This window comes from Mesorhizobium sp. M1A.F.Ca.ET.072.01.1.1, from assembly GCF_004023325.1.
In the GTDB taxonomy this organism is placed as follows: domain Bacteria; phylum Pseudomonadota; class Alphaproteobacteria; order Rhizobiales; family Rhizobiaceae; genus Mesorhizobium.
Genome location: NZ_RZSF01000375.1, coordinates 1 through 5947, shown reverse-complemented (window position 1 = coordinate 5947; position 5947 = coordinate 1). Strand labels below are relative to the sequence as shown.

Genomic DNA, 5947 nt, shown 5'->3' with positions numbered 1-5947 from the left:
TGCGGCAGCGTGCTTGGTGACGCTGCCGTCGCTTGCCGACGGTGTCGATCAGGCCGTGGACGCCTTGCACCAAACCTGCCTTGCGCATGGCCCTGACTTCGAACGAACCGTGGCGCAAGCCGCGACGCGCCGTTGGACCCCGCTCTCCGGTTACGCGGCTCTTGCTCCGGTCAACGAGGTCAGCGCTTTTCGCGCCTGGGAGGCCGACGAAGAGTTGCCGAGCGGAACAATGATCGCCGTAACCAGGGGCAACATGGACGGTCGGGCAGTCCAGACCTGCACCGTAAAGCTGCCAAATGTCGACCGCGCCCAATTTGAAGAACGTTTCTTCGAGCGCACCGATGCGGAGAAGATCGGCGAGACAAGAACGGGCAGCCAGGTGTCGAAGCTCTACATATTGGTCGCGGGCAACCGCAAGCAGCTGGTTCATTTGACGTCCATGGCGGTTTCGGGCAGATCGGACATCATCATAGTAAGTTCCATCGTCGACGACTGAGGGCTGTGCACCCGGTCCCATTTTCGCCTGTTTGGGCTGGCACAGATCGATACCGAACGACTAGGGAAGGGCGAGCGCGTATGCGGCTGACGGGCACGATATTGGGCGCTGCGCTGCTGGCTTCGACCGCTTCTGCCGGGGCTCACCCGCACGTCTTTGCCGAAGCCAAGTTGGACGTGGAGGTCGAGGCAGGCCGGAGCGTTAAAACGCTGAAGCACCTGTGGCGCTTCGATGAGCTCTTTTCCTCTACGGTGCTGATGGAGTTCGACAAGAACGCCGATCTGGTGCTCGACGCCAAGGAACTCGACGCCGCCGCACTTACCATCCATGCATCGCTTGCCGAATACAATTACTTCCAGATGGTCACCGTAGACGGCAAGGACGTGGCGATGACGCCGCCCACCAGACTGAATACGAGCTATCAGAACAACCAACTCATCCTGCAGTTCGAGACCCAGCCCAAAGCAGCGCTGCCGCTCGCAGGCAAGGTCAGCATCGGCGTTTATGATCCCACCTTCTATACGGCGATCGATTTCACGGACGATGAGAAGATCGCTGTAGCCGGACTGCCGCCGGGCTGTACGCGCGCGGTCGTGCGCCCCGATCCCACCATGGCGATCGCCCAAAACCAAAAGAGACTGACGGATGCTTTCTTCAGCGATCCGGCCGGCACTAATCTCGGCAAGATCTTTGCGACACGCCTCGAATTGACCTGCGTGTGACGGACACCGCAGCTCGATGTTCCAGTACCTCGTCGAATTCCAGCGCACGATCTACCTGGCGCTCGCCGACCAGATCAAGTTGCTATCCAGCGGCGGTGACTGGCTGGGCTTCATGGCGTTCCTTCCGATGGGCGTCGTTTTCGGCGCCGCCCACGCGCTCACGCCCGGCCACAGCAAGGCGGTCTTGGCTACCTATCTTGCCGGCTCGGATGCCAAGGTCGCGCGTGGCCTGCTCGTTTCCATCACGCTGTCCCTCACTCATGTCACCATCGCGGTGATCATCGCCGCGTTGTCTCTGCCGCTGGTCTCGATCGCACTTGGCAGCGTCGGGCGAGCTCCGCTGCTGGAGGATGTCAGCCGCGGGCTGCTCGGGCTTATCGGCGTTTGGATGATCTGGCGGGCATTCAGCCACGGCCACCATCTCAAGCATGAGGGCGAGGCCGTCGGCTTCATGGCTGGCCTGATCCCGTGCCCGTTGACTCTTTTCGTCATGACCTTCGCGATGTCGAGGGGAGTTCCGCTAGCGGGTCTTCTCTTTGCCGTTACGATGATGACCGGTGTTGCACTGACCCTGTCCACGGTCGCGGTGTTGTCGATCCTGTTCCGCGAACGGCTTGTGCACATCTTTGAGAGCCGGCCACGCCTGTTCGCTGCTGTCTCCCGCGGCATCGAAGGCGCTGCAGGGATCGTGCTCGCCAGCGTCGCCGTCTGGCAGATCGCAGCAGCTTGAGGGATGGGTTGACCGCAGTCGCACAGGGTCGTGTGCAGCTTCAGCTTTCTTCAGGCGGTTTGATGTGGCGGAAAGCCCAAAGCAAGGCCAAGTCGTAGAGGATCTTGGCGGCACCGCAGATCACCAGAGGCCAGGCTTCGAACCCCGCGGCAAATAGCGCGCCGGCAATCGCGGGGCTCGCGGCGGCTGCCAGGCTGCGAGGCACCGAGGTCACGCTTGCCGCCGCAGGTCGCTCCGGTGGCGTGACGACCGCCATCACATACGAGGATCGTGTCGGCACGTCCATCTGGGACAGTGCTGCGCGTACAAGAAGAAATGCCAGGGAGGCATAGAGATTCGGCACCAACGCGGCCAGGATCAGGCAAATGCTTGACGGGATGTGCGTGAACACCATCGTGTTCACCAGCCCGATGCGCCTCGACAGCCATGCGGCGACCGGAAATGAGACCGCCGACAAAACACCCGACCAGAAGAAGAACGCCCCAGCGGCTGACAGGGAAAGACCAAATTTGCTGAACAGCCACAACGCAACGAGTGACTGCACGGCAAAACCGCCGGCGAAGGCGTCTATGCTGAACAGGGCAGCCAGCTTGTAGACGATGACACGCGAGGGCCCAAGTGCTGCGGCGGGCGGGTCCTGGGGAGACGTTTTCGGACCAGCGGGAATGCGCGCGTACACCAGGCCCCCGGCCACGCCGAGAAATGCATAGAGAACAAACATAACCTTCAGCGCCGTGAGCCGTGAGATCCCAATCGTCACCAAGAAATCGGGGCTGGTTGCAGCAAGGGCTCCAAACGCAGCCGCCAGCGCACCTAACAGGCTATAGCGTGCGAATGCCTTCGTGCGGTCCGTATCCGCGACAAGCCGAGACAAGACGGCGTGCTCGAGCGGAACGAAGATGCTGACACTCCCGGACGAAGGATTGATCGTGCCCAGGAAAGCCACGAGCAGAACAGCTGCATAGGTGCTTGACTGCGTGTAGGCCACCCCGGTTGCGATCATCAGGCCGGACGCAGCCAAAAGCAGAGTGCGCCGGTCCGCCCGTGCGGCCAGGAATCCAATGCCGAGCGTCAGCAGCGCCGAGCCAAGGAGTGCGGCGGTGGCGACAACGCCGATCTCGAGCGGTCCAAGCCCGATTGAAGCCAGGTATACCGGCAAGAGCACTGCGGCAAAGCCATCGCCAAAGTCTCGACAGGCCCGCGCCGTGTATATGTCCGCAGCGCGGCCGCCTTTCCTAAGGTCCTTGACGTCGCCAGGGCCAACGCAGTTGCCTTCGGAATTTCGAAGGGACTCTGTCAAAGATCAGCTACCCGTCTTGAGGTGTACTTGATCGAGCGCCAGGTCCTTTGGCCAACTTTCCGACAGTCGCCATTTGCCCAGAAATCAATGGAGAACAGCCGGGGTTCGTCGTCGGGCTGATTGTGGACGGACGTGACCTCTATTCCGCTTTCCCGCAATGCTTTTAGCACTGAATTCACGTCGGAAGCGATCAAGACCAAGTCGCAAATCTGAGTCACGGCGAAAGGAACCAATTCGGCTTTGCGCCGCATACCTGCCGTTAAATTAAGTTTGCTTGGCCTACAAGCGGACATCGGATAATCCGCCGTAAGGTGTTGCTTGCGGATTTGAAGTAGGGTTTCGCCTCGCTTCGCCTCGGAAGGTGAGAGAAAGCGCACGATCATTCGTCGGACCGGCTGACAACCCAGATGAGCCAATTTTCCGCTCTCCCCTTGTCATTCGGAAAATCGTTCCTGTCTTATTCTATAACTAACTAGATTTTGAGCCGACGCTCTGGATGGAGCGGGCAATCGAGGGGTGAACCCTCCGCTCAAAGGATCGATCTCATGCGAAAACTGATTTCCGCCGCCCTGGTCGCGCTCGCAGCGGCGGCCTCTTCTGGAATGGCTCATGCCGACGAGAAGAAGGTCGTCATTGCTTACCAAACCGGGGCTAATCCCTATAACCTTGGCATCGCCAATGGCGACCTTGCCAGGAAGACCGGGTGGAACATCGAATTCCGCCGTTTCAATTCCGGTGCCGACATTTTCGCAGCCATCGCGTCCGGCGACGTCCAGATCGGCGATGTCGGATCGAGCCCGTTCTCGGCTGCCGTCAGCAAGGGCCTCGACGTGAAAGCGTTCTACATCTCGTCCGTCTCTCGCGACGGCGAGGCGCTGGTGGTGCGGCCAGAAATCAAGTCGCCGGCGGACCTGCGCGGCAAGAAGCTCGCCGCGGCGCCGGTCTCGACGGACCACTACCAGCTTCTGGCCGTGCTCAAGCAGGAAGGCATCTCCGAGAAGGAAACGCAGGTTATCGCCATTCCGCAGCCCGAGATCGTCGCGGCCTGGAAGCGCGGCGACATCGACGGCGGCTTCGTCTGGGATCCAGCGCTGTCCGAACTCAAGAAGAACGGCAAGGTCCTGCTCACGGCCGGCCAAGTTGCTGATCGCGGCGCGCCCACCTTCAGCGCGCTGGTCGTCACCGGCGCATTCGCCAAGGCCAATCCGGAGTTCCTCGGCCAGTATGTCCGGCTGATCGACGGCTTTAACCAGGCCTATCTGAGCAACCCGGCTGCCTGGGGCCCGGACTCCGAGAGCGCCAAGCTCATCGCGAAATTGCAGGGCGGCACGGCGGCCGAGAACTCGGAGCAATTGAAGACGACGGTCGTCCCGCCGCTCGACGAACAGGTCTCCGACAAATGGCTGGGCGGCGGCGACAAGAGCGCTGTCGCGAAAATCCTCAAGGACACCGCGGGCTTCTTGAAGGACCAGCACAAGATCACCTCCGTCAAGAACAGCTATGCGGCCTTCGCCGATCCGCAATATGCGGCAGTGGCCAAGGCCTCGAACTAGCAATCCCTGAAGGAAAACGCCGATCTGGCTGGCACGCCAGCCAGATCGCCTGGAGGCCACCATGCTTCGAATCCGCGATGCCAGCGTCACCTTTCCGGGTTCCGACGGCCAGCACGTGCACGCGCTCGATCACGTGTCGCTCGATATCGCTCCCGCTTCCATCGTTGTCGCGGTCGGCGCTTCCGGGTGCGGCAAGTCGACATTGCTGAACGCGATCGCCGGCTTCCTGCCGCTCACCGAAGGCACGATCACGCTGGATGGACGCGAAATCGCGGCGCCGGGCGGCGATCGCGGCGTCGTGTTCCAGAAAGACACCCTGCTGCCATGGGCCAATGTGCTGGACAACGTCGCGCTCGGCCTGAAGTACCGGGGCCTCTCGCGCATCGAACGCCATGAGCGGTCGAGGCACCTTCTTGACCTGGTCGGGCTCGCCGATTTCGCCGAAAAGCCGCCCTACGGACTGTCGGGCGGCATGCGCCAGCGCGTCGGCATCGCCCGGGCGCTGGCCACCGATCCGAAAATCCTTTTGATGGACGAGCCATTCGGCGCCCTCGACAGCCTGACGCGCGAGATGCAGCAGCTTCTGGCTTCGGTCTGGGCCAAAACCGGCAAGCAGATCCTGTTCATCACCCATTCGATCGAGGAAGCACTCACACTCGGCACGACCATCGTCGTGATGTCACCCCGGCCGGGCCGCATCGTTGCGCGCTTCGATGCCGATTTCGTGCGCGATTTCGCCGAAAGCGGCGATCTCGGGCCGATCCAGTCCCACCCGCGCTTCATTGAGCTGCGGCAGGAAATCCGCTCGCTCATCCACCAGCCGGAAGGCGCCCGCAGAGGAACCTTGCAATGACGCTCGCCGCCAATTCCCGAACCCCGTTCCCTCCCGCCACGGCTCAGCTGAGGCCGTCTCCCCCGCCGCGCAGCTCAGCATCGGCAAGCACGTTCGGCATCAGCCTGGTGACGTTGGCGGCGCTGATCGCATTGTGGGTGCTCGCCGCGCAACTCGGCTGGGCATCGCCGCTGTTCCTGCCGGCGCCGGCCGACGTGCTGACCCAGTTCAACGCCGTCGCGGCCGATGGCTATGCCAATGGCACGCTGCTCGACCACACGCCGGCAAGCCTCGGCCGCATTGCGGCGGCACTC

At 62.0% G+C, this 5947-nt stretch carries 6 protein-coding genes and 2 pseudogenes; 6 read left to right on the top strand and 2 right to left on the bottom strand.

Annotation, left to right across the window (positions count from 1 at the left end; all coding sequences use genetic code 11):
• The 3 genes and pseudogenes from EOA32_RS38945 to EOA32_RS32030 form a co-directional block, all read left to right on the top strand.
• Positions 1 to 496 (top strand): annotated as a pseudogene (locus EOA32_RS38945) (hypothetical protein); the annotation flags it as partial.
• 80 nt (positions 497 to 576) lie between these two features.
• Positions 577 to 1218 carry a DUF1007 family protein gene (locus EOA32_RS32035; RefSeq protein ID WP_128373862.1) on the top strand — a complete coding sequence of 214 codons (642 nt, stop codon included), beginning with the start codon at positions 577 to 579 and terminating at the stop codon, positions 1216 to 1218.
• A gap of 16 nt (positions 1219 to 1234) precedes the next feature.
• Complete coding sequence (locus EOA32_RS32030; RefSeq protein WP_128373861.1) at positions 1235 to 1948, top strand: ABC transporter permease; 714 nt, start codon at positions 1235 to 1237, stop codon at positions 1946 to 1948.
• 40 nt (positions 1949 to 1988) lie between these two features.
• Here EOA32_RS32030 and EOA32_RS32025 read toward each other — a convergent pair whose 3' ends face one another.
• Positions 1989 to 3161 (bottom strand): MFS transporter, encoded by a 1173-nt coding sequence (locus tag EOA32_RS32025; RefSeq protein ID WP_128373863.1) that lies wholly within the window; start codon positions 3159 to 3161, stop codon positions 1989 to 1991.
• Positions 3162 to 3244: 83 nt separating this feature from the next.
• Entirely contained in the window at positions 3245 to 3631 is a 387-nt protein-coding gene (locus EOA32_RS32020) for a DUF1259 domain-containing protein (protein WP_128373860.1), read from the bottom strand.
• Between the two features lie 162 nt (positions 3632 to 3793).
• On the opposite strand from EOA32_RS32020, the gene tauA reads away from it, so the two are divergent.
• From tauA to EOA32_RS32005, 3 genes and pseudogenes are all read left to right on the top strand, one after another.
• Positions 3794 to 4801: a taurine ABC transporter substrate-binding protein gene (gene tauA, locus EOA32_RS32015; protein WP_128373859.1), complete on the top strand. Its 1008-nt coding sequence runs from the start codon at positions 3794 to 3796 to the stop codon at positions 4799 to 4801.
• A gap of 61 nt (positions 4802 to 4862) precedes the next feature.
• Positions 4863 to 5654 carry an ABC transporter ATP-binding protein gene (locus tag EOA32_RS32010; RefSeq protein WP_128373858.1) on the top strand — a complete coding sequence of 264 codons (792 nt, stop codon included), beginning with the start codon at positions 4863 to 4865 and terminating at the stop codon, positions 5652 to 5654.
• Positions 5651 to 5947: pseudogene (locus tag EOA32_RS32005) on the top strand (taurine transporter subunit); the annotation flags it as partial. The gene EOA32_RS32010 and the pseudogene EOA32_RS32005, both read left to right, overlap by 4 nt.